General features: G+C 43.9%; 21 protein-coding genes. 19 read left to right on the top strand and 2 right to left on the bottom strand.

Translation table 11 applies throughout. The annotated features are described in order from the left end of the window. Positions 1–60 precede the first annotated feature (60 nt). The 17 genes from ACFQ21_RS18220 (at position 61) to ACFQ21_RS18140 (ending at position 19,298) form a co-directional block, all read left to right on the top strand. Positions 61–1,239 (top strand): acetyl-CoA C-acyltransferase, encoded by a 1,179-nt coding sequence (locus ACFQ21_RS18220; protein ID WP_377580777.1) that lies wholly within the window; start codon positions 61–63, stop codon positions 1,237–1,239. A gap of 153 nt (positions 1,240–1,392) precedes the next feature. Beyond that, positions 1,393–2,697, top strand: coding sequence for a toxin-antitoxin system YwqK family antitoxin (locus ACFQ21_RS18215; protein ID WP_377580775.1), 1,305 nt, complete (start codon positions 1,393–1,395; stop codon positions 2,695–2,697). 124 nt (positions 2,698–2,821) lie between these two features. Then, the gene (locus ACFQ21_RS18210; RefSeq protein WP_377580773.1) at positions 2,822–4,441 is read left to right on the top strand and encodes a carboxylesterase/lipase family protein; all 1,620 of its coding nucleotides are present in this window, start codon (positions 2,822–2,824) and stop codon (positions 4,439–4,441) included. A gap of 31 nt (positions 4,442–4,472) precedes the next feature. Further along, a complete protein-coding gene (locus tag ACFQ21_RS18205; protein WP_377580771.1) occupies positions 4,473–5,204 on the top strand; it encodes a putative quinol monooxygenase in 732 nt (243 codons plus the stop codon). Between the two features lie 588 nt (positions 5,205–5,792). Then, positions 5,793–8,633 carry a sugar-binding domain-containing protein gene (locus tag ACFQ21_RS18200; protein ID WP_377580769.1) on the top strand — a complete coding sequence of 947 codons (2,841 nt, stop codon included), beginning with the start codon at positions 5,793–5,795 and terminating at the stop codon, positions 8,631–8,633. Positions 8,634–8,829: 196 nt separating this feature from the next. Continuing rightward, a complete protein-coding gene (locus tag ACFQ21_RS18195) occupies positions 8,830–9,831 on the top strand; it encodes a 3-oxoacyl-ACP synthase III family protein (protein WP_377580767.1) in 1,002 nt (333 codons plus the stop codon). Between the two features lie 114 nt (positions 9,832–9,945). Further along, a complete protein-coding gene (locus tag ACFQ21_RS18190) occupies positions 9,946–10,170 on the top strand; it encodes a hypothetical protein (protein ID WP_377580765.1) in 225 nt (74 codons plus the stop codon). Positions 10,171–10,597: 427 nt separating this feature from the next. Beyond that, positions 10,598–10,855, top strand: a complete 258-nt coding sequence (locus ACFQ21_RS18185) for a DNA-binding protein (protein ID WP_377580763.1) — start codon at positions 10,598–10,600, stop codon at positions 10,853–10,855. A 172-nt stretch (positions 10,856–11,027) separates the two neighbouring features. Next, positions 11,028–11,621, top strand: coding sequence for a hypothetical protein (locus ACFQ21_RS18180; RefSeq protein WP_377580761.1), 594 nt, complete (start codon positions 11,028–11,030; stop codon positions 11,619–11,621). A gap of 68 nt (positions 11,622–11,689) precedes the next feature. Next, positions 11,690–12,355, top strand: a complete 666-nt coding sequence (locus ACFQ21_RS18175; protein ID WP_377580759.1) for an ABC transporter ATP-binding protein — start codon at positions 11,690–11,692, stop codon at positions 12,353–12,355. Between the two features lie 5 nt (positions 12,356–12,360). Further along, positions 12,361–13,134: a hypothetical protein gene (locus tag ACFQ21_RS18170; protein ID WP_377580757.1), complete on the top strand. Its 774-nt coding sequence runs from the start codon at positions 12,361–12,363 to the stop codon at positions 13,132–13,134. 312 nt (positions 13,135–13,446) lie between these two features. After that, positions 13,447–14,763, top strand: a complete 1,317-nt coding sequence (locus ACFQ21_RS18165; RefSeq protein WP_377582046.1) for a gluconate:H+ symporter — start codon at positions 13,447–13,449, stop codon at positions 14,761–14,763. Positions 14,764–14,832: 69 nt separating this feature from the next. Beyond that, positions 14,833–15,465 carry a PAQR family membrane homeostasis protein TrhA gene (gene trhA / locus ACFQ21_RS18160; RefSeq protein ID WP_377580755.1) on the top strand — a complete coding sequence of 211 codons (633 nt, stop codon included), beginning with the start codon at positions 14,833–14,835 and terminating at the stop codon, positions 15,463–15,465. A 41-nt stretch (positions 15,466–15,506) separates the two neighbouring features. Beyond that, positions 15,507–15,977: a RidA family protein gene (locus ACFQ21_RS18155; RefSeq protein WP_377580753.1), complete on the top strand. Its 471-nt coding sequence runs from the start codon at positions 15,507–15,509 to the stop codon at positions 15,975–15,977. Between the two features lie 11 nt (positions 15,978–15,988). Next, on the top strand, positions 15,989–17,101 hold the full coding sequence (locus tag ACFQ21_RS18150) for a D-TA family PLP-dependent enzyme (RefSeq protein WP_377580751.1): 1,113 nt from the start codon (positions 15,989–15,991) through the stop codon (positions 17,099–17,101). Between the two features lie 241 nt (positions 17,102–17,342). Continuing rightward, positions 17,343–18,422, top strand: a complete 1,080-nt coding sequence (locus tag ACFQ21_RS18145; protein WP_377580749.1) for a dipeptidase — start codon at positions 17,343–17,345, stop codon at positions 18,420–18,422. Between the two features lie 129 nt (positions 18,423–18,551). Beyond that, positions 18,552–19,298 (top strand): hypothetical protein, encoded by a 747-nt coding sequence (locus tag ACFQ21_RS18140; RefSeq protein WP_377580747.1) that lies wholly within the window; start codon positions 18,552–18,554, stop codon positions 19,296–19,298. 58 nt (positions 19,299–19,356) lie between these two features. Here the strand turns inward: ACFQ21_RS18140 and ACFQ21_RS18135 are convergent, their stop codons facing one another. Beyond that, complete coding sequence (locus tag ACFQ21_RS18135; protein WP_377580745.1) at positions 19,357–22,338, bottom strand: M16 family metallopeptidase; 2,982 nt, start codon at positions 22,336–22,338, stop codon at positions 19,357–19,359. 141 nt (positions 22,339–22,479) lie between these two features. On the opposite strand from ACFQ21_RS18135, the gene ACFQ21_RS18130 reads away from it, so the two are divergent. Both ACFQ21_RS18130 and ACFQ21_RS18125 read left to right on the top strand, forming a co-directional pair. Next, the gene (locus ACFQ21_RS18130; protein WP_377580743.1) at positions 22,480–24,129 is read left to right on the top strand and encodes a S41 family peptidase; all 1,650 of its coding nucleotides are present in this window, start codon (positions 22,480–22,482) and stop codon (positions 24,127–24,129) included. 173 nt (positions 24,130–24,302) lie between these two features. Then, positions 24,303–25,181 (top strand): alpha/beta fold hydrolase, encoded by an 879-nt coding sequence (locus ACFQ21_RS18125; RefSeq protein WP_377580741.1) that lies wholly within the window; start codon positions 24,303–24,305, stop codon positions 25,179–25,181. On the opposite strand, the gene ACFQ21_RS18120 is transcribed toward ACFQ21_RS18125, so the two are convergent. Next, on the bottom strand, positions 25,168–25,530 hold the full coding sequence (locus tag ACFQ21_RS18120; protein WP_377580739.1) for a VOC family protein: 363 nt from the start codon (positions 25,528–25,530) through the stop codon (positions 25,168–25,170). The two genes, ACFQ21_RS18125 and ACFQ21_RS18120, sit on opposite strands and share 14 nt — an antisense overlap. Positions 25,531–25,597 lie beyond the last annotated feature (67 nt).

Genomic DNA, 25,597 nt, shown 5'->3' with positions numbered 1-25,597 from the left:
ACATTTATATCATACAATCCGCTACAGACTACAACCAAGACTTAATTAACTCATTAACCCATGAAAGAAGTATATATCATTTCGGCAGTGCGTACTCCGATCGGAAGTTTCGGAGGGAGCCTGGCATCGTTAAGCGCTACAGCATTAGGATCCATCGCTGTAAAAGGCGCTGTTGAAAAAGCAGGAATCGATCCTAAGCTGATACAGGAACTATATATAGGCAATGTAATCGCTGCCGGTTTAGGACAAGCCCCGGCTACACAAATTGCTGCCGGTGCCGGTTTAGGTTTTGAAATTCCATGCACACTCGTAAATAAAGTTTGTGCTTCCGGTATGAAAGCGATCATGCTCGGAGCACAGTCTATCATGCTAGGGCAAAATGATATTGTTGTTGCCGGTGGCACCGAGAGCATGAGTAATATACCCTACTACCTGATGAAAGCACGCTACGGGTATAAATATGGAAACAGCGAACTGATTGATGGCTTGCAACACGATGGTCTCACCGATGCGTACGATCATTGTGCGATGGGAGTTTGTGCCGACAATACTGCGAAGGAGATGAATATATCGCGCCAGGATCAGGACAACTATGCGATCAACTCATATAAGCGTTCGGCTGCTTCATGGAGTGCCGGTAAGTTTAAAGATGAAATTATACCGGTTGAGATAAAAGATCGCAAGGGTAATACAACACTCTTTGCTGAAGATGAAGAGTATAAAAGTGTAAATTTCGAAAAGATACCGGGTCTTAAACCTGCCTTTACAAAAGAAGGAACTGTTACGGCTGCCAATGCATCAACGTTGAATGATGGTGCTTCGGCATTGCTATTAATCAGCAAGGAGAAAGCACAGGAGCTTGGTATAAAACCGCTCGCCAGGATCAGGGGCTTTGGCGATGCAGCACAGGAGCCCAAGTGGTTCACCACCACCCCATCGCTCGCTATACCGAAAGCAATCAAACATGCCGGTATCGATAAGAAAGATATTGCATACTACGAGATCAACGAAGCATTCTCTGCAGTTGCTATCGCGAATAACATCAAGTTAGGACTCGATCCTGAAAAGGTAAATATCAACGGAGGTGCTGTTGCATTAGGACACCCGCTCGGTGCATCGGGTGCACGCATTACCACAACACTTCTCAACGTACTGAAGCAGAATAACGCAGGCATTGGAGTTGCCGGCATCTGTAACGGTGGAGGCGGTGCTTCTGCCATTGTCATTGAAAATCTGTAACACAAAGTCCCGGGGAAACCGGGACTTTTCTTTTTACAAATCACTCCTTTCCGTTATTTTCTCATTCCTTCTTACATCGCAGCGCGAATACAAAATAACCTGCCTGCATGAACGTTAAATTCCATATTTTTCAGTGCTCAATAATGTAAGATCATGAGACTCGTCTGGCTATTTATATTGATACCACTTCACGTCTTTTCCCAGAAAGAAGTAAAGACGTATTACGACCAACAGAAAAAACATATACAGGAAATATATACCACTGCCCAAGAAGACGATCAGAAGATCGTGGGAAAATACCTGCGCTATTACGAGAACGGAAACGTGATGGTAGAAGGTAATTTTGATGACGGTATAAAATCCGGGCTCTTTACCGAGTATCATGAAAACGGAAAGCTCGCTCGTAAACTTCATTTCGTTAACGGATTGCGTCATGGCACAGTAGAAGTATATAATGAGGAAGGTAAACCTGTACAGAAAGCCTATTATCAGAACGATAAACTTGCCGACAGCATTCAGTACTATTTTGATAACGGAAACCTGAAAAGCGAAACCTACTTTGTAAAAGGCAAACCGGAAGGCATGGTAAAAGAGTTTTATACCACCGGTAAAATAAAGAAAGAGATTGGCTATAAAGACGGAAAGCCCAACGGTATAACACGCACGTTTTATGAAGATGGAAAAGTAGAAACAGAAGCCAACTATAAAGAAGGTATACTTTCAGGCTTTTATAAAAATTACTATCCCAACGGCCAGCTTGAAACGGTTTCAACCATGAAAGAAGGTTCGCGCAACGGTGAGTTTAAAACGTATGATCGCGATGGGCACTTAATCACAGACGGCAGCTTCCTTGCCGGTAAACTTCACGGTGATAACATCGGCTACTTCGAAGATGGTTCTATTCGCCATCGCTTCAAGTATAAAGAAGGAAAGAAGATCGGTACCAACTATGAATACTATCCTTCCGGAAAAGTAAAGGTAAAAGAACAGGTTGCCTCCAATGGTATAGACGCAACGGTAGAGGTACTGGCCGAGAACGGAGCAACGCAGTCTGTGAAAAAATTCAGAAATGAAAAACCTCATGGTCTCTGGACTATATATTACGAAAACGGAAAAACTATAAAACAAAAAGAAACCTACGAAGCCGGTAAGCTGAGTGGCATCCGCTATAGCTACTACCCTTCCGGTAAAGTTCAGCGTGAAGAAACCTGGAAGTTCGATCTGCTGGCCGGTCCTGCGAAGACATACTATGAAAGCGGCACGCTGCAATCAACAACAGAATATCGTAACAGTCGCAAGCACGGATTATATACCGCCTACCATGAAAACGGAAAAGTAAAAGAACAAGGCGAGTACGCATCTGACAAAAAGAACAAAGAGTGGAAGGAGTACGATGCAGAAGGTAAACTCGTGCATACTTCGGTTTATCGCGTGGGCACACTCGTGTCCGAGAAATGAGAATTACCATTATTAAGAATGCTCCTGACGTTGTACATTAGCATGATGCTACGGCAACTTCATGAATGACGCCTATAGCGATCAACTCGTATAAATCTATCCGATCATACAACTCGTATTTCTTATGAGAATATATTTCATCTTTAGTATAGTATTACTTCTTATGCTTTCTTCAACCTACGCACAGACAAATTCTCCTGTTGTAAAAATCAGGAATGGACAGTTACAGGGAAGCATCGAAAATGGAGTACAATCTTTCAAAGGAATTCCATTTGCAGCGCCTCCTGTCGGTAAACTCCGATGGAAAGAACCACAGCCCGTTGCCAATTGGAAAGGCGTTCGCGATGCCCAACAATTCGGCCCGACTGTTCTGCAGACGAATGTTTTTGGAGACATGGCATTTCGTGCTTCCAGCATGAGTGAAGACTGTCTATATCTGAATGTATGGACACCCGATACAAAGAAAAAGAATCTACCGGTGCTGGTATATTTCTATGGTGGTGGGTTTGTTGCAGGCGATGGCTCGGAAGCACGATACGATGGAGCCAGTATGGCGGCCAAAGGAATTGTTTCCCTTACGGTAAATTACAGGTTGGGTATATTCGGGCACATGGCGCATCCGGAACTAACAAAGGAGTCACCTCATCATGCTTCCGGAAATTATGGGATGTTGGATCAGGTTGCCGCATTGAAATGGGTTCAGGAAAATATAGCAGCCTTTGGTGGTGACCCGAAACGGGTAACGATCGCTGGCGAATCTGCAGGATCAATTTCGGTAAGCGCATTAATGGCTTCTCCCCTCTCGAAGAATTTATTCGCACAAGCTATAGGCGAAAGCGGCTCCCTGCTCGGATCCATACCCTCTACGCCTCTTGCGAAATCTGAACAGGCAGGTTTGGAGTTTGCTAACAAGATTGGCGCAAATTCGCTTGAAGCACTTCGTTCTATTCCTGCCGAAAAATTATTGATATCATCCACCGAAGGTAATCCGTTCCGGTTTCAGATCATCACGATGGATGGATACTTCCTTCCTAAACATCCGCTCGAAATTTTCGAGAAAGGTGAACAGGCTCAAGTACCGTTGTTAGCAGGATGGAACTCGGAAGAGATGACCTATCGCGTACTGCTGGGCGAACAGGAATTAACGATAGAGAATTATACCAAAGCTGTTCAACGTGCGTATCCTGAACAGGCCAGTGAACTTCTGAAAGTATATAAACCCAATTCAGATGCAGAGGTAGAACAGGTAGCTACTGATCTTGCCGGTGATAAATTTATTGGCTTCAGCACCTGGAAGTTGATTGATGTACAAACTAAAACCGGGAAATCTGTTTACCGTTATTTATACGCTCGTCCGCGTCCGCCAATGGCCGCTGCTATAGGAAACGCTGCTGCAGGACTCGCGGGAGGTATAATAAAAGATTCCACCAATGCGGCACCTGTTAAAAAACAAGCAGCCAAACGCGCTGTACATTCGGCCGAGATAGAATATGCCATGGGTAATCTGGCCACCAACAAAGTATACGACTGGACTGCGGATGATTATAAAGTTTCCAACCTGATGCAGGAGTATTTCGCGAATTTCATCAAAACAGGAAATCCGAATGAAGCCGGTCTTCCAAAGTGGCCAACAGTGACCGAGGGAGCAAAAGTACAGTACATCAACATTGATGTAAACACCACGCTGGAAGTTGAAAAGAATCGCGATCGCTATATATACCTGGACAAGGTGACAAACCGATAGTATAGCAACAAATTTTAATATAGTGAAAGTTATGAACCTGATAATGATGAAGACTGATCGCCTGATTCTTTTATCCACATTCATTACTATATTACTTTCCTCCTGTACAGCAATGGCTCAACCTCAGAAACAACTGGTTCGCCTCGCGATAATCGAAGTGGATAGTACACAACTCGATCGCTATAATGATTTTTTAAGAGAAGAGATCGAAGCTTCCATACAAAAGGAACCGGGCGTGATCACATTGTATGGCGTTGCTGAAAAAGAAAATCCGGAACGTGTCACACTTTTTGAAACGTATGCAGACTCAGCGCAATACAAAGCGCATTTGACAACGCCTCATTTTCAAAAATACAAACAGGGAACGCTGCAAATGGTAAAGCACCTTGAGTTGATCGAGACACAACCTATACTCTATACCCGTAAACCCGAACTAGCAAAGGCTCGCAGCGGAGATCTCTTTATACGACTTATCAAAATGGAAATAGCTACCAACAGCATAGACAGCTTTCATAAGCTGGCAAACAACGTGATGTTGCCCGGACTAAAGAAAGAGCCGGGAGTGCTGGTGATGTATGCCGTAGCCGAGAAGAACAAGCCCGCACATATCAGCATTCTGGAAGTGTATGCTAACGCGGCTGCGTACGAGAACCATGTAAAAACATCGCATTTTATTAAATACAAAACCGAGTCAAAAAATATGATCAAGACACTGACGTTGGTTGATGTAAATCCGATTCTGCTGGGTTCGAAGCCACAGTAAAGTAAATATCACTCACATCGACTTGCTGAAGTAAATTTGAAAGTCAATTTTATATAATAGCCATCATAACAACACCTGAAAGTATAGGAACACGATGGTTCGATTGCGCTCTACCTTTTTCCGTTCTCAAATTTAGTGTACTTTTTTTCATCTTACTCTTAACGTTTTTATTGAACAATACTTATAACAAGAATCAATGTTAGTTAAAAAAGTGAAGGATCAACGATGAGTGCATTCATTATTTTACAAAGTAAAAATGTACCTATATATATAATATGCTATATGCCTACGGTACTGTACTGTAAACACACACTTTAATCCCATTCTGATTGAGTTCATGGGGCGCTGAACATGGCCACAGAATCAAATGAATGATTTCTCCGTATAGCTTGCCTATATATAGTATAGCAGTCTAGCGGTCATTCCTCCACGCGCGAAATCCATTGAATTCGCCTTTTACCTTTCAAAAAAGCGTTTTAAGGACAACCGTGGTAACAGCATCATAAGAAAATCCATTCTTTTCATCATATCCTCCATTTCGCCATCCGCGATTTTTTCGAAGCTTCGATTAATATACCATCAACCTATATGATCAGATTTCTCGTTATCACTTTACTCATTACTATACTTACAAATGCATTCGCGCAAAAATTACCCAACAACACGGTCAGCTATATAGATTTATCCGGAGAATGGAATTATCGTCTTGACCGCGATGATGTGGGCATTAAACAAAAATGGTTCAGTCAACGGCTGGAAGGAACTCTTCAACTGCCCGGATCACTGACCACCAATGTTATAGGTGATGATATTACACCCAATACCCCCTGGATAGGTTCCATTGTTGATTCATCGTATTTCAAAACGGACGAGTATAAACCGTATCGCGAACCCGGAAATGTAAAAGTGCCGTTCTGGTTACAGCCCGTGAAATACTATAACGGGGCAGCTTGGTATCAAAAAACGATCGATGTTCCGGTTGATTGGAATCAAAGCGTTATTGAAGTTTTTATCGAACGGGCACATTGGGAAACTATACTCTGGGTCGATACCATGAAGATTGGTATGCAAAACAGTCTCGGAGCTCCGCATCAATACTTCCTCCGCACTCCGCTGAAACCGGGCCGCCATACCATAACCATTCGCGTAGATAATCGCATAAAAGAAATCAGTGTAGGACAAAACTCTCACAGCATTTCCGATCACACACAATCAAACTGGAACGGTATCATAGGAAAACTGGAAGTGCGCGCAAGGCCGGCAACTTATCTTTCTGATATCAAAATATACCCTGACCTGGCAACTAACAAAGTATCAATCACGGCTGTTGTTACCAGTACATCTGCAAAAAAGATAAAATCAACGCTGCATGCATTTGTCTCAGCTTCGGGTAAATCATACCCTGCAATTTCGAAGAGTATAGCATTGGTACCTGGCAAAAATGAAATTCAGATTGAATACCCGATCACTGAAAAAATTTTACCGTGGAGTGAGTTTATGCCTAACCTCTATAAACTTCAGGTGAGTTTGTCATCCGGAAAGAAATCAGAATCCAAAGTTGTTCAGTTTGGAATGCGAAATGTATCGCGGCAGGGAACACAATTTACGATAAACGATACGCCTATATTTTTACGCGGCACACTTGAGTGCGCCATCTTTCCGAAAACAGGTTATCCGCCAACAACACCACGTGAATGGATTCATATATTCAACACCGTAAAATCATTTGGACTTAATCACGTGCGTTTTCATTCGTGGTGTCCACCGGAAGCAGCGTTCAATGTTGCCGATAGTTTAGGAGTATATTTACAAATAGAATGTTCATCGTGGGCAAACCAGGGAACCGAACTTGGTGACGGTGCCCCGATCGATCAGTATATATATGATGAGAGTAAACGAATTGTAGATACCTACGGAAACCATCCATCGTTTTGTTTCATGGCCTATGGAAACGAACCCAGTGGCAGAAAACATACCGTATATCTGGACAAGTTCGTAACCTATTGGAAAGCTAAAGATGCGCGAAGACTATATACCGCTGGCGCAGGCTGGCCTGCCCTGGAAGCAAGTGATTATCACAACCTGCCTGACCCGCGTATTCAACATTGGGATGAAGGCCTGAACAGTATCATCAATAAATTATCTCCGCGTTTCTCCTACGACTGGAGCAACGAAATTTCCAAATGGACAAAACCAACAGTTAGTCACGAAATTGGTCAGTGGTGTGTATACCCTGACTTCAAAGAGATTTCTCAATATGATGGTGTATTGAAACCCAGGAACTTCGAGATCTTCCAGGAGAAACTAACACGCAACGGCATGCAGATGCTGGCTGATAGTTTTCTACTTGCATCTGGAAAACTACAAACGCTCTGCTATAAAGCAGATATAGAGGCTGCACTTCGAACTAAGAACTTTGCCGGCTTTCAACTTCTAGATCTTCACGACTTCCCAGGACAAGGTACTGCGTTGGTTGGTGTGCTTAATCCCTTCTGGAAAGAGAAAGGTTATGTAACCGCAGAAGAGTTCAGTCGCTTCTGTAATCGGGTTGTTCCATTGGCAAGATTTGAGAAAATGATTTACCTCAATCATGAGACATTGACTATACCGGTTGAGGTAGCGAACTTTTCCGGCCAGTCCATCGCGAATACTATCGTATCATGGCAGATAAAAGATCGTGCAGGGAAAACTATATATACCGGAAATTTACCTTCTACGGCTTTACCTGTTGGCAATGGTATTGTTGTTGGCAGGATCAAGCAGTCCCTTGCTGACATCAAACGTGAATCGATGCTCACGTTGCAAATCTCTGTTGGGAAATATACCAACCAGTGGGACTTTTTTGTTTACCCTGCAGAATTATCGCGTATAGATACCAGTCGCATATTGATTGTTGATCAGTTGGATAAGAAAACTATTGATCAATTGAATCGGGGTGGTACCGTACTGCTGTCGCTCAAAAAAGGAAGTATAAAGCCGGAAGCTGGCGGAGATATAGCGATAGGTTTCTCCAGTATATTCTGGAATACCGCCTGGACAAGCCGGCAAGCTCCGCATACATTGGGTATACTATGCAACCCGAAGCACCCGGCACTGGACTTGTTCCCGACACAGTATCACAGCAACTGGCAATGGTGGGATGCCATGAGTCATTCCACCGCGATCCGACTGGATGCTGTTGATCCAAATATAAAACCCATTGTTCGCGTAATCGATGATTGGGTCACCGCCCGGCCGCTCGGCCTTGTATTCGAATGTAAAGTCGGTAAAGGAAAACTATTGGTCTCTTCTATCGACCTGACCTCCAACATGAGCGCCCGCGCGGAAGCACGACAGCTGCGCCACAGTCTATTGAAATATATAGGGGGCCGAGACTTCAATCCAACCACACAGGTATCAATCGAGAAGATACAGGGACTATTGAAGTAAGGGCCTCTGGCTACTGGCTTCTGGCCACTGGATAATACAATTGAATATACTCTTCCCTGTAGCCAGCGGCTGCAGCCAGAAGCCAATAAGAGTTTAAACACACAGTCTCTAAAAAATCGCTAAGGCGCTACGTTCCGCGCACTAACGCTTCATTGCCGACAATTCGCTACCTTTGTCGTTTTTAAAATTCAATCGAATGCGTCATTCCAAAATTGTAGGACTCGGGCATCATGTTCCGGATAACATTATCACCAATGAATATCTGTCAACGATCATGGATACGAACAACGAGTGGATCGTTGAGCGCACCGGTATACATGAACGAAGATGGATGAATCCGGAGACGGATACCGTTGCCAACATGGCTGCCAAGGCTACACGCATGGCGCTGGAACGTGCTAAACTTCAGGCTACAGATATAGACTTTATTGTATTTGCCACCATCACGCCCGACTACTTTTTTCCCGGATCCGGTGTATTGTTGCAACGCGAATTAGGTCTGGATGGAAAAATCGCAGCGCTCGATATTCGGAATGCGTGCTCCGGATTTATATATGCACTCTCGGTTGCCGACCAGTTTATCAAGACCGGCATGTATAAAACGATCCTGGTAGTAGGTGCAGAGATTCAATCCACCGCGCTCGACATTACAACCCGCGGACGCAATACTGCTGTGATTTTTGGTGATGGTGCCGGTGCCGTTATACTTCAACCTTCGGATAAGCCAGGCATTCTTTCAACACACCTCCACTCCGATGGAACATTCGCAGAAGAGCTATATGTAAAAGATCCGGGCAGCAGTCGTCCACACAAAGAACGACAGCCTGAGCAGATCACGGATACCTCTACCTTTAAAGTTGTTATGAACGGCAACCAGGTATTCAAGCATGCCGTGGTGCGCTTCATGGAAGTAATTCAGGAGGCTCTTGATGCAAACAAACTTACCAAAGAAGATATTAACCTGCTGGTTCCACACCAGGCTAACCTGCGCATCAGCCAGTATATTCAGGAAAAGCTGGCGCTCTCGGGCGACCAGGTATATAATAACATTATGCGCTACGGGAATACAACAGCCGCTTCCATTCCAATTGCATTGAGTGAAGCCTGGGCTGAAGGTAAAATCAAAGAAAATGATTTAATTTGTTTAGCCGCCTTCGGCAGTGGGTTTACCTGGGCCTCTGCTCTGATCCGGTGGTAAAGCTATTTTATCCATTACAGGTTATTCATGTTACTCAGCAATGACGAACAACCTGTAACGGATACGAATAACCTGTAACAATTAACGGATAACTGTAAAACAAACACCCCCAAGATGAAGACGTCCTCTTATAATCCGAGTCCCATTGAAGTTGATTTTGCAAATGCACTATATGTCCTTCAAAAGGAAATTGAAAAACATCTGCAGAATAACCAGGTGATCCATGTAGAAACCAACATCCGCAGAGACAACCCCATGGTACGCTTCAGCCTTCTCGACAAAGATGGCGATCCACACGAAATCGTACTTCGTATTGTACAGGTGCCGGATAAGTTCTAAAGGGCACCTCTTTCCTGTAATTGTATACTATCTTCTTCATCTATACTGTCGCAGCTCGTGCGTTAGCATTGCATTTTGCCTTCAGAAAAACAGCCTGATACATCCCATCCATAGTACAAAAGTACTATTAAATTGAAATTTTATTTCAAAAATAAAGAAATAAAATTTCATTCATTTGCAGTCTTACTACTCAATAAAGCTATACCCTAAAGCCGGTGAAGCTTGCATTATCGGTGCAGCTTGCCAACATTTTATTACCGCAAATGCGGGATGCCTTAACCAACCTTCTCGCTGCTGACTATATTTTTTAATAGCATTTTTAGAGCAGATCATTATCGATATATACCTATCAGAACGCGTGCGTGAGATAGAACATTTTCGAATGCTTAAACAAACACCCGGCTATAAATTCTAACACTAATGCATTATGGATGTAATCAAAGCAATTGAAAGAATCAAAACCGCCAACATGCTTATTAAAAAAGAATGCACAGGAAGTCCGAGAAAATTCGCTGCAAGACTGGGCGTAAGTACAAGACAGCTGTACAATATATTCGGATTCTTTAAAAACTACGGAGCCACTATAAAATACAGCAGAACCCGCGAAACGTTCTATTATACAGAGAAGGACTTTGATCTCATTATTGACTTTTCGATCACACCTATATCGGAGGTGACCTTCTAAACTATATATATATTCTACAATATTGTTTCCGTGCAATTTCATTTCACGGACCAACTATACATTTCGGCATGCAATCTAAGGTCGACCAGATTTGTATACTGTTCCAGACAGATTTCTGGAGACTATAATATATATACTAATGAGATCCATTATTACAATGTGCTCGATTATAATGATCAGTCTTTTTATTTCATGTGAACAGCAGGATGATATAGCACCGGTTAATGAGACCGAATCTCTGACAAATTCTGTCATTGCCTCCGATCAATTTAAAAAACTGGACGTGCCGCTAACATCGTTGAATGCAGCGAATTCACAATTCACAACCTCAAAGAAGAAAAGCCTGGTAATTCCTTTCAGCGGACAAGAAGACAAGAAAGGGATTCTTGCTTTGTTCAATGATCAATATGATCTGATATATATAGCGATCATCGAAACACAAACAAGTACACCAACCGATCAGATTCCATCTGAAATTGAAACCGGCAAATTCAGCGGTGATTTCATCTTTACTACCGAAACGGGAAGCTTACAGGTTTCACTTGAAAATTCAGTGATTACCGGAAGTCGAACAACAAGGTCAGCCAATGCGAGAAAAGAACCTAAGTGTAACGACATCACCAAGAAAGGTGGCGCTTATGATTGTGCTGGTGCCCGCATACAAAAACTGAACTGGTTTGATAAATCTATATGCTATATAAATTTCGGATACTGCTTCGCGGAAGAGGTAATATCCTGTGCCATTGATGGCTGTACGGTAGATTAATCATTTTTTATACAGTACCTGTGGTAGATGGGTACTGTATATTCTTTACAGTAAATCTTATCAACATCATGTTACTTCTCTCACAAAACCTGTCCAAAAATTTTGCACAGAAGCAAGTACTTTCATGTATAGAATTCTCCATTGGACAAGGTGAAATTATAGGTTTGATCGGGCCCAACGGCTCTGGTAAAACTACGCTGCTAAACATCCTGCTGGGTATGATGCAACCAACATCGGGTTCATTTATAACCCATACCGATTTGAAGATTGGTATGGCTATAGCGCGAAAAGGTTTTTTCGATGACATGACTGTTATCCGAAATATACAGCATTATGCAACCTTACTCGGGCTCGATCAAAAGCGCATTGATGAATGCCTGTCTGTCTTTTCGATTGATTACCTGGATGCTCCCTATAGCAAGCTATCCTCCGGAATGAAGCAGCGGGTTTCTCTCCTGCTTGCATTTGCCCGGCACAACGATCTTATTTTCCTGGATGAACCCACAAACCATCTGGATATAGATTCTATCCTGAATCTGAGAAACCTGATTCTGAAAGAGAAAGCTGCCCGAACATCTTTTCTGATCACCAGTCATGCGCTATCCGATATTGAAAAAGTATGTGACCGTATCCTGTTTCTAAAGCATGGTGTACTGGTACAGAACGCACTGACCGATGACCTTCTTAAGACATACGGTGATCTTGAACAAGCCTACATCAATATTCTCCGGTAAACGATATGAGACTTATAAAAATAGAAGTTGACAAAATCCTGCACAGAAAATTTTCACGCTGGTTGCTGATCGTGACTACGATCGTGCTTCCACTCGCCTTAATCATTATCTCTGATATGAGTACACAGGACGAAGCGCTCACAGAAGCAGAGTTCATCGCCAATCTGTCCTTCGCCATTATCTCTTATATACAATCCTATATATTTCTTCCTATCTGGATTATTCTTTTTATTGGACAAGAATTGTCCAACGGATATATCAACAGATTCGTTTTTGCCAGATCAAGGAAGGATTACTTTCTATCCAAATTATTGTACTGCGCCTCAATAGCTTCATACTTTTCAGTACTCGGCATTATTTCATTTATAGCATCGGCATATACCGCATCTGTACTATCGGATATAACTATATTTCAATGCATGAAACTATTTTGCCAACTTGCCCTCTCCACATTGTCATACGCAATGCTTTTGATGAGCCTGGTGTTTATTGTGCGGTCGCCCGCTATAGGATTCATCATATACCTCGCATGGAATTTCTCCGAAGGTATACTCTTTAGAGTTGCAGCAGGTATATGGAGCATCGAATTGAAGTGGCTGCCACTACACCTCGTCAGAACACTCTACACCATCAATGGCGAAGCAACATCCGGAAATTATCACAATCCCTTCGATGGTAATCCGACAGCAATAACATTACCTATTACATTTATAATGATCGCAACGATGCTAACCTATCAATCATTTCTTCAAACAGACCTGAAACCACTCTCCGACTAATAATCACATCAACACTTTAACACACCAACACCTCAACACATCTCATAACACACCAACAACCACATCAACACCTCAACACATTTTTCCACATTTTTCATTAGCTTACGTTGGCAAACCAATCATTCAATAAACCCATAACGGCCAACCATGTCGCTGATCCTTATTGTAATATGCGTTCTTGTGTTGATGACGCAGATCTTCCGATTCAAAACCAGTTCATCTTTATCACATCTCGTTCTATCCATTCCCGCGGCAATCTATATAAGCTATAGGGCGCTTAAAGCGTTGAGCGCTGAGCTGAGTCCGGAGATCATGTCGCTGGTTATTATTGTGTATAGTATTACACTTCTCATTATTCTCATCTCGGTATTCAAGGTCAACGCATTTCTGGCATTCCTGGTTATATCCATTCTGGCCGGAGGACTTCTGGGTATAGAAGTAACGAAGATCACACAGTCGGTTCAAAAGGGAATTGGAGACATGCTGGGGTCGCTCGTGATTGTGATCGTCTGTGGTGCCATGCTCGGTAAACTCGTAGCTGACAGCGGTGCTGCGCAGCAGATTGCATCGTATATGGTGAGACTTTTCGGCAAGCGCTATATTCAATGGGCATTGATGTTCACGGGGTTCATCATCGGTATACCGCTCTTCTATAATGTTGGTTTTGTATTGGTTGTTCCGTTGATCTTTTCAGTCGCACTGAAGTATAAAATGCCGGCAGTATATATAGGGCTTCCGATGCTTGCATCGCTCTCAGTAACGCATGGCTTTCTTCCACCACACCCCTCGCCTACGGCACTCGTGGCGCAATTTCATGCTGACCTGGGAATGACTTTACTCTACGGTATTTTTATCGGATTACCCACCGTTATCATCGCAGGTCCTGTATTCTCACGTGCATTAAAAAAGATCAATCCACCTGCACCTAAAATATTTGAGAACGCTGCCGATGTTGCTCCTGAAAAATTACCCAGCCTCAGCATCAGTATATTTTCTTCACTCCTTCCGGTTATCCTGCTTGCCTTTACAACCATTTCACTCTCGTACATAACAGAGCCATCGGTAAAGACTGCCATTGCCTTCACCGGTGATCCGGCTATGGTAATGATCATATCCTTACTGGTTGCAACGTTTACCTTAGGACTTCGCCAAGGCATGAGTATGAAAAAAGTAATGGACATCTATAGCGAGTCTGTGAAAGATATAGCTATGATCCTGCTCATTATGGGAGGTGCCGGAGCGTTGAAACAAATTCTGATCGACAGCGGTGTAAGCCAAAATATAGCGGTTCTTCTCAGCGGCCTTGATATACATCCGCTTGTGCTGGGCTGGGCCATTGCGTGTCTCATCCGTGTGTGTGTGGGTTCTGCCACGGTAGCCGGACTAACGGCCGCTGGTATCATTGCACCTTTGCTACCCGGAATGAATGTAGACCCCAACCTGATGGTACTCTCCATCGGTGCAGGAAGTCTCATGTTCTCGCACGTGAACGACACCGGCTTCTGGCTCTACAAAGAGTACTTTAACCTGAGTATACGACAAACTATACAATCATGGTCACTAATGGAAACCATTGTGTCTGTGTGTGGCTTGATTGGTGTGATGATCATTCATTACTTGCAACATTAATAACGCGTGGTGAAATTTTTACAGCCGTAATTTCGTTTACCACAAAAATCAGTATCGGGATTGACGATTATGAAAAGTATTGCAGTTTCAAGAAAAGAAAAATTGGCAAACGCCATCACGCATGGGCTAGGCGCCCTTTTGGCCATTGCGGCCCTGGTATTACTCGTAATTATTGCCGTTATTAATGGTAACGCATGGCACGTAGTAAGTTTCTCTGTGTTTGGCGGCACACTCGTCATGCTATACCTCGCCTCAACCTTGTATCACAGCATATCAAACGAAAGAGCAAAACTGTTTTTCCGCAAGGTTGATCACATGTCTATCTTCCTGCTTATTGCCGGAACGTATACTCCTTTCTGTTTATACCTGCAAAGCTGGGTTGGCTGGACGATGTTCGGATTGATCTGGGCGTGTGCTATCACCGGCATTGTACTGAAAGCATTCTTTACCGGGAAGAAAGAATTACTCTCCACCATTCTGTATGTAGTGATGGGCTGGTTGGGTGTACTGATCTTTAAACCACTGTATGCGAGTATTCCAGCAACAAGTTTTGTGTTCCTTGTGTTGGGTGGTGTGTTTTACACAGCGGGCACATTCTTCTTTATCAAAGATAAAATCAAATACTTTCACAGCATCTGGCATTTGTTTGTACTTGCAGGAAGTACCGCGCATTTCTTTTCTGTGATTGGGTTGCTCGGGTAATCATTCAATGATTATCTTTTCAGCTCAAATCAAACATTGCTATGTCAACACTTTCCCCCGACCAACGCTTTGAAGAGCTGAAACTAACATTACCGCCTGCTCCGAAACCAATCGGAGTGTATAAACCATTTCTGATTGTTGGTAATATCGCGTATGTATCCGGCCATGGAACTGTAAAGGAAGATGGCTCACTCATCATCGGTCGCATCGGTAAAGATCTCACCATCGATGAAGGCAAGCTTGCGGCACGCCAGGTAGGACTCGCTATACTGGCTACACTCAAGGCGAATCTAGGAAGTCTCAACAAGATCAAACGTGTTGTAAAAGTGTTGGGGATGGTGAACGCGGTTTCTGACTTCGAACGTCATCCTTTCGTTATCAACGGCTGCAGCGAATTATTTGCAAGTGTGTGGGGTGAAGAAAACGGTATCGGTGTACGCAGCGCGGTAGGTATGGGTTCGCTGCCTGATAATATACCGGTTGAGATCGAAGCACAATTTGAACTTCACTAAACAACTTCAGCATGACGAACTCAGCATGGTATACTATTGAAAATATAGATATACTTGACACTCCTGCCCTGGCGGTTTACCCGGAACGTGTACGCGAGAACATCCGCATCGTAAAAACATTTGTTCCGGATGTTACAAGACTTCGTCCGCACATGAAGACGAACAAGTCAGCAGAAGTAGCACGCATGCTGATTGCAGAAGGCATAAAGAAATTCAAGTGCGCTACCATCGCTGAAGCCGAGATGCTGGCCGAAGCGGGCGCTGCCGATATACTCCTCGCCTACCAACCTATTGGCCCTAAAGCAGTGCGCCTGGCAGAGCTCGTCAAGCGATTCCCTCAAGTAATCTTCGGTTGTTTGACAGACAATATTGGGACAGCGCAACACATCGGCACTATATTCCGTGCCGCGAGTCTGACACTGAATGTATTCATAGATCTGAATGTAGGCATGAACCGAACGGGCATTGTACCGGCTGAAGCGCTTGCCCTCTATAAACAATTACTCACAATACCCGGTATAGTTGCCAAAGGACTCCACGCTTACGATGGACATTTACGCGATGTTGATTTCGAATTGCGCACCCGGAAATGCAATGAAGCCTTTGCAGCCGTGGAAAAACTTCGCGAAGATATTCGTACACAAACCGGCAACACGGTAACGGTAGTAGCCGGAGGCACACCAACGTTCCCCATACACGCCAAACGCCAACATGTAGAATGCAGTCCCGGAACATTTATATATTGGGACAGCGGCTATAAAAATATACTCTTGGAACAACCGTTCCTCTTCGCAGCACTGGTAGTAAGCCGTGTTATATCATTACCGACTGCTGATACTATTTGCGTAGACCTCGGCCATAAAGCTATAGCATCCGAAAACCCGATCCAGAATCGCGTAACATTCCTCAACGCACCCGACCTCGAACCTGTCGGACACAGCGAAGAACACATGATCTTCCGCACGAACAAACCCAACATGTTCCACGTAGGCGATGTTCTATACGGAGTACCGTATCATGTATGCCCCACAGTAGCACTACACGATCGCGCAGCGGTAATTACGAATGGAGAAGTAACGGAATATTGGAATACGGTAGCAAGGAATAGAGTGATTACGGTTTAGAAGTAAAAAGCCAGAAGTAAGAAGAACCCTAGGCTAAACGTAACACCAGGAAACTCGCACATATATAGTATAGCGAGTCCTTGGCACCAACAGCTGAAGCTATAAAGCCTATGGATAAGTGAAATATAGCAACGCCAAACAACGAATAAACGCAAACAGCTGGAAGCCGGTAACTCGCTGCTAGCAGCTTTAAACTAAAGAGTACATCTGAACAAATTACAACCAAACTATAGCACCACATATGTCTTTTCCGCTCATCTTCGATGCACATCTTGATTTGGCTATGAATGCCATGGAATGGAATCGTGATTATCGTAAGTCGATACACGAGATCCGCGAACGTGAAAAAGATATGAATGATAAACCGGATCGTGGTAACGGTGTGGTGTGCTTTGAAGAGTTGCGAAAAGGAAATATAGGACTCGTAGTGGCTACACAAATAGCACGCTATGTAGCGCCTGATAATAATTTACCCGGCTGGCATTCGTCTGAACAGGCGTGGGCACAGACACAGGCACAGCTTGCGTGGTATAAAGCCATGGAAGAAGCCGGTGAAATGGTGCAGATCACTAACCTGCAGCAACTGGAGCAACACCTCGAGCGGTGGAACAACGGAGTGGCTACTGATAAAAAGCCTATCGGGTATATATTAAGTCTTGAAGGAGCAGATTCTATTGTTACGGTAGATTACCTGGAGCGTGCCTATAACTACGGCCTGCGCGCAGTTGGTCCTGGTCATTACGGTCCTGGAAGATATGCGCAGGGTACTAACGCTACGGGCGGTATAGGACAACCCGGTCGTGCGCTGCTGCGGGAAATGGAGCGACTCAACATCATTCTCGATGCAACTCATCTTTGTGACGACAGTTTCTGGGAAGCGATGGATCACTTTCATGGTCATGTATGGGCCAGTCATAATAACGTTCGTGCCCTGGTTAATCACAACCGCCAGTTTAGTGATGAACAGATCAAAGAACTGATCAGTCGCGGGGCTGTGATCGGTGGTGTGATGGATGCATGGATGATGGTGCCCGAGTGGATCAAGAAAGTTTCTACTCCGTTGAGTATGGATTGTGGTCTTGAAAAACTGATTGATCACATGGATCATATTTGTCAGATCGCCGGTAACTCACTTCATATAGCCATCGGTTCTGATCTGGATGGTGCTTTCGGTAAAGAACAAAGTCCGTACGATATTGAGACAATTGCTGACCTGCAAAAACTTCCGGAGCTGTTAGCCAAGCGTGGCTATACTCCTGACGACATCAACAATGTATTGCATGGTAACTGGCTGCGCTTCTTACGCAAAGCCTGGGCCTAAGTATAAAACACACGGATTTATAGTCTCTTTTTGCCTTTCATCATTTTTTGTTGATTTCCTGTAGCATTTGCGCAGCCGCTGCGACTAATGCCTGCGATATATATTCACCCTTAAATCGCTACAGGAAATATGAAAGTTGTATTTGCGCTGTTGGCCCTGTGCCTTACAGCATTCACTACATTTGCCCAGGTGGACACGCTGAATACTGGCAAGCTGAAATTGAACATCGCTGCGTTAAAAGAAGGAAAAAGTTCTTACGCCGTATATTTTGAAGACAGTCTCGGGCACCGGTTAAGTTCGGCTGCTCTATGGGACCGAACGATTCGCTTTTCCAAAGACGCTGCCGGAAAGAAAATATACCACTTCGCGTGGGATTGGTATCAAAAAGATTCTTTGTTAGCACACGTAGAAGCTACCGGCGAATTACCTTCGTTGAAACCACTGTCTCATTATGCCAACTACAAGAAGCGCGGAAAATTTAGCTATATATTTACCAACAACACGGTAACAGTTCCGGATTCGTCCAGGCACACCAAACGGGACAGCACCTTTAGCGTAGTGATGAATCCACCGGCATTTGAATTCCCGATGGATCTTGAGATATTCCCCTTGCTGCCCTTTAAGAAAACAGGACAACAATTTGCGATAGCGTTCTATGAACCGGGCACTCCCAAATCCGATTATTACCTCTTAACCGTTACGGGTAAAGAAGAATTACAGCTGAACAACAGCGCAAAAGTTTCCTGTTGGTTGTTGAAGATCAACTACGGCAGAGGTTCATATGCTACTTTCTGGATTGCGGACAAATCAAGAGAAGTACTAAAGATGAAAGAATACTATCGCGGTCGTTACCGCTATAAAGTAAAGCTATATTAAAATAAAAAGGCCCCGGAAAATTTACCGGGGCTTTTTTGTATAGGCAGTACGTTGTACACTACTGATTCGGTTTTTCCAGATCGATCTTCTGTACTTTTTCATACCCGAAGATCTCATCGAGCGTAAGCTCTTTTACTTCTCCGTATTGCTTCAGTTCCTTGAAGTTAATCTTGTTCTTATTGCCGATCAGCACAATGTTATAGTTCTTTCCTTTGATATACTCTTCCTGGAACTTCTGAACATCTGCCAGGGTAAATTTCTGCGTCTGCTCATATATATCCTTGCGTATATCGTAGTCGAGGCCGCGCTTGCGGGCTGTCTCATAATCGAAGAGTATACGGGCTTTGGTAATGCGCTCGCTTTCGATCTGGTTCAGGATAGCATTGCGTGCCACCTCAAAACCACCTTCTGATTTCGGAAAGTCGGTCAGCAGCCCCTTCATCGCTTTCATCGCCTCAGGTTGTTTATCAGCCTGCGTACCGATGTAGGCATAGAAGAGATCATTGCTGGTAGGTTTATCAGCCGATCCGTAGTAAGCAAAAGCAGAATATGCGAGTCCTTGTGCTTCGCGTAATTCCTGGAATACAGGCGAGCTCATGTTACCGCCAAAGTATTCATTAAACATACGGCTCATCGGTATACGTGTCTTGTCAAAACCCTGTCCTTTGGAGAGGAACATGATCTCTTCCTGCACCATGTCATAGTCCGCCCAATATACCATTGGCTTGCTTACATCCTGCATCTTGAATTCAACCGGAGTCGGTACAGGTTTTAACTGATCAGGCAACACGTGATTCTGATTGAGTGATGCTACAACCTCCTCACCTTTCTTCGGTCCGTAATACAGTACACGGTGTTCGGTCTTCGTAAAGTCTTTGATGATCGTGATCAGCTCATCCGCTTTTACTTCGCGAAGTTCCTTATTGCTCAGTACATTGGTAAACGGAGAATTGGCACCGTATAAACCATAGTTGATCAACCCTTCGAACATGATCGTACCTTTATCTTTCTTGCTGTCATCGCGCTTCTTGAATATACCATCTACCATTTTCTTCAGCGCTTCATCATCGGCTTTCGGATTGGCCAACAGCTTCTCAAAGAGTTGCATAGCCTTGTCCATATTCTCCGACAATCCCGTGAGGTATATATAGGTTTGATCCTCTCCTGCCGACACACCGAAGTTACAGCCGAGTTTGTAAAACTCTTTCTTGAAATCCTCAGCCGACATTTCTTCCGTGCCGAGATACTGCAGGTACTCTACCGCTACATTCATTTTCGGATTGTTGTTGCTGCCTACATCCGACAGGTAGTATAGCGAGAACAGGTCATTTTCTGTATTCGGTGTATACAATACCGCTACATCTTTATTCATCTTCAGCTTCTGAATATCTTTTTCATAATCCAGGAATACAGGCTGAAGTTTTTCGGTTTTGTTTTTCAGAACAGCTTCGTGGAACGGAGATTTATTCTCCTTGTTCAACGTTACCTTTGTAATAGCAGGCTTATCTACTTTCAGTGCATTCGGATCTTTGCCCGAACGTTTAAACACCACTACATAATTGTCTTTATAGTGTTCGTTGGCAAACTTCACGATGTCTTCCTTGGTGATCTTCTTCATATCATCCGTTTCGGAGATATACTGATTCCAAGGTATATTATTGGTGAACGACAACACGAGGTCATTCGAGCGAGACCAGTTGCGTTCGGATCCCTGTATTTTTGATTTCTTCAGATCGTTGATCGTAGCTTCGATCAGCCAGTCTTCAAATTCACCTTTCTTTACCAGTTCGATCTGCTCCAGCAATAATTTCTTTACATCTTCCAGGCTCTGTCCTTCACGCGGACGCCCCGAGAATGTATGTATACTATAATCGCCTAACTGATCTACATAACTCGCAGGCTCGATCACTTTCTGTTGCTGCTTCAGGTTTATATCAATAAGACCAGCCTGCGAATTGGACAGGATCATATCTGTTAACGTCAACAATTTATAGTCTTCGCTGTTACGTCCGTTAAAACGGAAACCTATATTTACCCATTCAGCATCCGGGCCGTATACTTCGCGTACTACCGGAGCTGCAATAGGTGCTTCTTCCACCTTATTCCATGTTGGCAACTGCTCGTTTGGTTTCCAGTTGCCAAAGTATTTTTCGATCATCGCGATCGTTTTGTCATAATCCAGATCACCGCTCAAACAGATCGCCACGTTATTCGGACGATAGTATGTCTCAAAGTATTTTTTGATTTCGGTGATGGAGGGATTCTTCAAGTGATCGATCGTACCAATTACGGTTTGCGTACCGTAGGGGTGCTTGGTAAATATACCGCTGTAGAGTGTCTCAAAAGTTTTCCAGTAGTCGTTATCGAGGCTTCGGTTCTTTTCTTCATATACCGCTTCGAGTTCGGTGTGGAACAGGCGCGGCACAATGCGCTGAAAGCGATTACCTTCTACCTGCAACCAGTTCTCGAGCTGGTTAGCCGGTATATCGTTGATATATACTGTGCGATCTTCGGAAGTATAAGCGTTTGTTCCGCGGGCACCGAGCTCGCTCACCATTTTATCATACTCGTTCGCAATAGCATACTTGGAAGCTTCGTTAGATACCTGGTCGATAAGCTTGTAGTACTTTGCACGTTCTGTGGAATCTTTCAATGTCCCGTAATGTGTAAACATGTGCTCAATACTGTCGAGGTATACGGATTCTTTTTGCCAATCCAGTGTACCAAAATCCGCAGTGCCTTTGAACATGATGTGTTCGAGGTAATGTGCGAGGCCCGTGTTGGTGGCAGGATCGTTTTTACCACCTGCCTTTACAGCGATCTGCGTTTGAATGCGCGGCTCGGCGCTATACTGGCTCAGGTACACCTTTAATCCGTTCTTTAACGTATAAATCCTTACCTTAAGTGGGTCGTTGGTGACATACTCGAACGAGTAGCCGTTGCTTTCGCCTGTTTGAAGTTCATACTTGCTGTTTTTGCTTTCACAGGCACATAAAAAGAGCAGGGCAACTACAAAGGTCTGCCAATAGGTTTTGATCATGTGGAAAGAAATTTGGGTTTCGACTTAAAATAACGAAGAATACCATACATCCTTACAATTTTTAGCTATAAAATGATGAATTTTCGAGTACTGAATAAAATCATTCGTGAGCGTAGACTTTTGCGTAGAACTGAATTTACTATGATTACCAAAAAAAGATTACTGGTCCTCTCCCTGGTTCTGATCACCCTGGTTGCCTTGTCGTTTACAAGACCGGCTGAGCGTTATTTCGAAATAGCCAAGAACCTCGACATATTCGCTACACTCTTCAAAGAGGTGAACGCCCTATATGTAGATGATGTGAATCCGAATAAACTGATCCGCACAGGCATTGATGCCATGCTGAATTCCCTTGACCCGTATACGAACTATATACCGGAAGACGAGGTAGAAGATTTTCGCACGGTAAATACAGGCCAGTATGGTGGCATTGGTGCAATAACGCGCGAAATCGATAACCGTACCGTTGTAACGATGATCATGGAAGGATATGGCGCGCAAAAAGGCGGACTGAAAATCGGTGACGAGATTGTAAAGATCGATGATATTGAACTCGCAAAACTTACACGCGAAGAATCAGGACACCTGATGAAAGGCCAGGTGGGCACTCCCGTAGCGTTAACGATTAAGCGAAAAGGTGTAGACCAACCGTTGCGTATCGAGTTTAAACGCGAAAAGATCAAAGTAAACAACGTTCCGTATTATGGTATGGTAGGCAATGATGTTGCCTATATCCAGCTTTCAGACTTTACACCCGATGCTGCCAAGGAAGTAAAGAATGCGCTTACTGCATTGCGCGAGAAAGGTGCCAAGAGCGTTATACTCGACCTGCGCGGTAATCCGGGCGGGCTCCTGATCGAAGCGGTAAACATCACCAACATCTTCCTCCCAAAAGGTAAACTGGTAGTAAGTACCAAAGGAAAAATACCCGAGAATAACCTGAACTATGAGACATTGAACACTCCTGTGGATACGGAAATCCCGGTAACGGTGCTCATCAACCGCGGAAGTGCTTCTGCATCGGAGATCGTAGCAGGTACTTTACAAGACTATGATCGCGGTGTGATCATTGGTGAGAAATCTTACGGTAAAGGTCTTGTGCAGGTAAGCCGACCACTCTCCTATAACTCCCAGTTGAAAGTTACAACAGCAAAATATTATACTCCTACCGGGCGCTGTATCCAGGTGCTCGACTATACGCACCGCAGAGATGACGGCAGCGTGGGTTCTATACCGGATTCACTGAAGCGCGCTTTCAAAACATCCAACGGCCGCACGGTATATGATGGTGGCGGTATCGACCCGGATATAAAAACAGAAGCGAGAGAAGCGCACCTACTCACACAGGTATTGTTTGAAAAAGGTTTCCTGTTTGACTTCGCTACGCAATATGTTTCCAAACATCCCGAGCCGGTTAGTCCGCGTACGTTTACATTAAGCGATGAAGACTACCAGCAGTTCGTAGTGTGGATGAAAGACAAGAACTATAAATACAAGTCTTACCTTGAATTTGAACTACAGGAGTTTACCGAAGAAGCAAAGAAAGAAAAATACTATAGCGAGTTAAAAGGACAACTCGACCAGATCACCAACCGCATTGCCGAGAGCAAGAAGAATGAGTTGATATTGTATAAAGACGAGATCAAACTTTTGCTGGAAGAAGATATCGTAGCTCGCTATCACCTTGAGAAAGGAAGCATCGAAGCAGGTTTCAAGTATGATGATGATGTAAAGAAAGCGATTGAGATACTGCACGATAGTCCGAAGTATAAGAAGCTGCTCAATCTTTAGTCATTAATCGTTATCCGTTACAGTTAATCGTTCTGTAGGGATAATTTCTGCTGCTGAAGAGATATCTGTAGAGTACAATTATAAATCCAGGAGCACAAAGAATTCAAAGGAGGCGCAGAGTTTCGCAAAGAAATACTGTATTAACTGTTAACGATTCACGGATAGCGACAACCATGCGATACATCAAGTTCATCATTCCCATACTCTTTCTGCTGGTGATGACGATCATGCATGCGTGCATGACTTTTCGCATGAGTTCAAAAGAAGTGGATGCGTTCTTTAAGGAAAATCATGTGCATGGTTCGCAGCACGCCTATAGCACAGGCTTTCGTGATATACATTATGCTGTGGCTGGTGATTCCACCAAACCTCTTGTGCTGTTTATTCATGGTTCACCCGGCTCGCTTAGTGCCTTCATTCATTTTCTGAAAGACTCCTCATTGCTGCAACAAGCCTTGCTCATTACAACGGACAGGCCAGGGTTCGGTCATTCTAATTTTGGCAATGGTGAAGGTTCGTTGCAAAAACAAGCCGCTATACTCAAGCCGCTCCTGGAAAAGTATAAACATAACCGCCCCCTTATACTCGTAGGACATTCGCTTGGCGGACCGCTCATTGCACGCATGGCGATTGATTATCCGCAGCTGGTGGATGGATTGATAATCGTAGCAGGTTCAATCGATCCAGTGCTTGAACCAAATGAGACATGGTTTCGCGCACCGCTGGCAACTCCTTTTCTAAGCTGGATACTGCCGCGATCGTTCCGCGCATCGAATGAAGAAATATACCACCTCAAGCCTGAGTTGGAAGACATGCTTCCGTTGTGGAAGAATATAACGTGTCCGGTAATTGTAATACAAGGTAAGAAAGATGTACTTGTCTCTCCCGCCAATGCCGACTTCGCCAAAAAAATGCTGGTCAACGCTCCCGTTGAAATTGTATTGGTAGAAGATATGAATCACTTCGTTCCGTGGAGTAATCCGGAACTGATTCACGATGCCATTATTAAAATGCTACACGCCCGTAGCAGTGCTGACGTTACGCAACCTTGAATTCGGGGTTGTAGATTATGCCGAGTATATTTCCCCACGGATCTTTTACGGTAGCCACTACAATCTCACCACCTACATTCTGGGGTGCCTCATGTTCGGTTGCTCCTGCTGCCAGCAGACGCTGATACTCTGCGTTCACATTATCAACACCCCAGTATACCAGCACACTTTCGTTCTTGGTAGTAACCGGAGTCTCCTCGGGCTGCAATCCTAATTCATAGCCCCCGATGTTGAAGCCCACATAAAACGGTTCATCAAAGTAAGGCTTGATATTAAACACACTGGTATACCATGCCGTGGCTTTTTTAACATCCGATACTTTATAGATAGCCGTGCGAAGTCCTAACATAGAAGAAAGAAATTAGTTGAATCATTAACACAACGAATATCTTTCTTCCACATCACTTTATCAATGC

This window comes from Ohtaekwangia kribbensis (genome assembly GCF_042676245.1).
GTDB classification, from domain to species: domain Bacteria; phylum Bacteroidota; class Bacteroidia; order Cytophagales; family Cyclobacteriaceae; genus Ohtaekwangia; species Ohtaekwangia kribbensis.
The sequence above is the reverse complement of the archived record's forward strand: the minus strand, read 5'-3'. Positions and strand labels throughout refer to the sequence as shown.

Bases quoted from the DNA above. Each gene is read 5' to 3' on its own strand.
- ACFQ21_RS18220 (WP_377580777.1), top strand. From the start codon at position 61: ATGAAAGAAGTATATATCATTTCGGCAGTGCGTACTCCGATCGGAAGT.
- ACFQ21_RS18215 (WP_377580775.1), top strand. From the start codon at position 1,393: ATGAGACTCGTCTGGCTATTTATATTGATACCACTTCACGTCTTTTCC.
- ACFQ21_RS18210 (WP_377580773.1), top strand. From the start codon at position 2,822: ATGAGAATATATTTCATCTTTAGTATAGTATTACTTCTTATGCTTTCT.
- ACFQ21_RS18205 (WP_377580771.1), top strand. From the start codon at position 4,473: ATGAACCTGATAATGATGAAGACTGATCGCCTGATTCTTTTATCCACA.
- ACFQ21_RS18200 (WP_377580769.1), top strand. From the start codon at position 5,793: ATGATCAGATTTCTCGTTATCACTTTACTCATTACTATACTTACAAAT.
- ACFQ21_RS18195 (WP_377580767.1), top strand. From the start codon at position 8,830: ATGCGTCATTCCAAAATTGTAGGACTCGGGCATCATGTTCCGGATAAC.
- ACFQ21_RS18190 (WP_377580765.1), top strand. From the start codon at position 9,946: ATGAAGACGTCCTCTTATAATCCGAGTCCCATTGAAGTTGATTTTGCA.
- ACFQ21_RS18185 (WP_377580763.1), top strand. From the start codon at position 10,598: ATGGATGTAATCAAAGCAATTGAAAGAATCAAAACCGCCAACATGCTT.
- ACFQ21_RS18180 (WP_377580761.1), top strand. From the start codon at position 11,028: ATGATCAGTCTTTTTATTTCATGTGAACAGCAGGATGATATAGCACCG.
- ACFQ21_RS18175 (WP_377580759.1), top strand. From the start codon at position 11,690: ATGTTACTTCTCTCACAAAACCTGTCCAAAAATTTTGCACAGAAGCAA.
- ACFQ21_RS18170 (WP_377580757.1), top strand. From the start codon at position 12,361: ATGAGACTTATAAAAATAGAAGTTGACAAAATCCTGCACAGAAAATTT.
- ACFQ21_RS18165 (WP_377582046.1), top strand. From the start codon at position 13,447: ATGTCGCTGGTTATTATTGTGTATAGTATTACACTTCTCATTATTCTC.
- trhA (WP_377580755.1), top strand. From the start codon at position 14,833: ATGAAAAGTATTGCAGTTTCAAGAAAAGAAAAATTGGCAAACGCCATC.
- ACFQ21_RS18155 (WP_377580753.1), top strand. From the start codon at position 15,507: ATGTCAACACTTTCCCCCGACCAACGCTTTGAAGAGCTGAAACTAACA.
- ACFQ21_RS18150 (WP_377580751.1), top strand. From the start codon at position 15,989: ATGACGAACTCAGCATGGTATACTATTGAAAATATAGATATACTTGAC.
- ACFQ21_RS18145 (WP_377580749.1), top strand. From the start codon at position 17,343: ATGTCTTTTCCGCTCATCTTCGATGCACATCTTGATTTGGCTATGAAT.
- ACFQ21_RS18140 (WP_377580747.1), top strand. From the start codon at position 18,552: ATGAAAGTTGTATTTGCGCTGTTGGCCCTGTGCCTTACAGCATTCACT.
- ACFQ21_RS18135 (WP_377580745.1), bottom strand. From the start codon at position 22,338: ATGATCAAAACCTATTGGCAGACCTTTGTAGTTGCCCTGCTCTTTTTA.
- ACFQ21_RS18130 (WP_377580743.1), top strand. From the start codon at position 22,480: ATGATTACCAAAAAAAGATTACTGGTCCTCTCCCTGGTTCTGATCACC.
- ACFQ21_RS18125 (WP_377580741.1), top strand. From the start codon at position 24,303: ATGCGATACATCAAGTTCATCATTCCCATACTCTTTCTGCTGGTGATG.
- ACFQ21_RS18120 (WP_377580739.1), bottom strand. From the start codon at position 25,530: ATGTTAGGACTTCGCACGGCTATCTATAAAGTATCGGATGTTAAAAAA.